Source organism: Streptomyces sp. NPDC058964 (assembly GCF_042741275.1).
Classification (GTDB): domain Bacteria; phylum Actinomycetota; class Actinomycetes; order Streptomycetales; family Streptomycetaceae; genus Streptomyces.
In genome coordinates this window covers 1-1,916 of record NZ_JBHYKH010000442.1, presented here as the reverse complement: position 1 = coordinate 1,916, position 1,916 = coordinate 1, and the positions used below count along the sequence as shown (strand labels likewise).

Genomic DNA, 1,916 nt, shown 5'->3' with positions numbered 1-1,916 from the left:
TGATTTTTTTCAATGTTGGTCGTCTCCTCGTTTGCTTTGGGGTTGGGTTTCTTGGTGGGGGGGTGGGTGTGGGGTGGTGGGGTGGTGGGCGCGGCACACTCCGAGGGTAGAGGAGCCGGCGGGCCGCCCGCTCCTGCCGCGCCTACTGGCCGACCAGGCCAGGCTGAAGCGTCCGGGCGAAGAGCACGCTGCCGTCCTGCTCGCGCAGGCGCACCGTCAGCTCGCCGCTGCCGCCGTCGATGTCCACCTCGCCGAAGAACTGGTAGCCGCCGGCGGGCGAGACGTTCGAGGCGGCCGGCGCCTTCACGAACACCCGCTCGGGACCGAAGGTGTTGTCGAGCGCGCTGGCCGGGAAGGCGCCCGCGTTCAGCGGACCCGAGACGAACTCCCAGAACGGTTCGAAGTCGGTGAACGCCGCCCGCGACGGCCGGTAGTGCTGGGCCGAGGTGTGGTGCACGTCCGCCGTCAGCCAGAGGGTCCCCGTGATCCGCCGGTGCTTGATGAACCGCAGCAGCTCGGCGATCTGCAGCTCACGGCCCAGCGGCGCGCCCGGGTCGCCCTGGGCCACCGCCTCGAAGTTCGGCAGACCCTCCACCGGGTCGGGCACGACCAGGCCGATCGGCATGTCGGCGGCGATCACCTTCCACACCGCGCGGGACCGGGACAGCTCCCGCTTGAGCCAATCGAGCTGCTCGCGGCCCAGGATGCCCTGCGGGTCCACGGCCTGGGTGTCGGGGGAGTTGGCGTTGCGGTAGGTCCGCATGTCCAGGACGAACACGTCGAGCAGTGGACCCTGGCGCAGGACGCGGAAGACGCGGCCCTCCTTCGCGCCGGGCCGCAGCGTCGAGACCGGGAAGTACTCGCCGAACGCCCGCCGGGCGCGCGCCGCCAGGACGTCGATGCTCTTCTCGGTGTAGCGCGCGTCCGAGTCGGCGATCACCTCGCCCGGGTACCAGTTGTTGCGCACCTCGTGGTCGTCCCACTGGACGACGGAGGGAACCTGCGCGTTGAACCGCCTGAGGTTCCTGTCGAGCAGGTTGTAGCGGAAGTTGCCTCGGTACTCGGCCAGGGTCTCGGCGACCTTCGCCTTCTCCTCGGTGGTGACGTTCCGCCAGGTGCTGCCGTCCGGCAGGGCCTGGGCCGCCGAGATCGGCCCGTCGGCGTAGATGTTGTCGCCGCTGCAGACGAAGAAGTCCGGGTCGAGCTTCGCCATCGCGTCGTAGATCCGGTAGCCGCCGAGGTCGGGATTGATGCCCCAGCCCTGGCCGGCCAGGTCGCCGGACCACAGGAACCGCACGCCGTGCCGCCGGTGTGCCGACACGGTGCGGAAGGTGCCCGTCACCGGCTCGCCCGTGCGCCGCGGGTCGTCCGGGTCGGCGAGCAGCACCCGGTAGTGGATCTGCTCGCCGGACGGCAGACCGCGCAGCCGGGTGGTGCCGGTGAAGTCGGTGTCCGCGCCCAGCAGCGGCCCGTGCCATCTGCGCGGGTTGCGGAACGACTCGGTGGCCGACGTCTCCACGATCATCCGGGCCGGCCGGTCCGAACGCACCCACACCAGACCGGAGTCCGAGGTCACGTCGCCCGACTGCACGCCCCAGCCGGCCTCGGGGCGTCCGGACAGGGCGAACGCCGGTGCCGCGCCGATGGCGGCGGGCACGGTCAGAGCCGCCGACGCGGCCAGGGAGCCGCGCAGGACGCTGCGACGGCCGGGGAACGGGCGGTGTGACATGGATGGGCCTCCAGGTACGGGATCCGGCCAATGTGCACTGCCACAACTACTGGTGCGCCGCAGCGCACACGGAAACCACAGGTGAACAACTGACCGCGGCGGCGGGGGAACCGGCACACGGACCGGGGTCGCCGGTCGCCCCGGGGCGGCACACGGCGAGCGCCTCGGCCCGCCGGTCGACCCCCGC

Annotated in this window: 2 protein-coding genes; one reads left to right on the top strand and one right to left on the bottom strand. The window is 71.7% G+C overall.

Going from position 1 to position 1,916, the window contains the following annotated elements; genetic code table 11:
- Window positions 1-142 precede the first annotated feature (142 nt).
- Window positions 143-1,729 carry an alkaline phosphatase D family protein gene (locus tag ACFW2E_RS36225; protein WP_384473078.1) on the bottom strand — a complete coding sequence of 529 codons (1,587 nt, stop codon included), beginning with the start codon at window positions 1,727-1,729 and terminating at the stop codon, window positions 143-145.
- A 2-nt stretch (window positions 1,730-1,731) separates the two neighbouring features.
- Here ACFW2E_RS36225 and ACFW2E_RS36220 point away from each other — a divergent pair.
- Window positions 1,732-1,916 (top strand): hypothetical protein (locus ACFW2E_RS36220; RefSeq protein ID WP_384473075.1); only part of this gene is annotated, 185 nt, incomplete at its 3' end.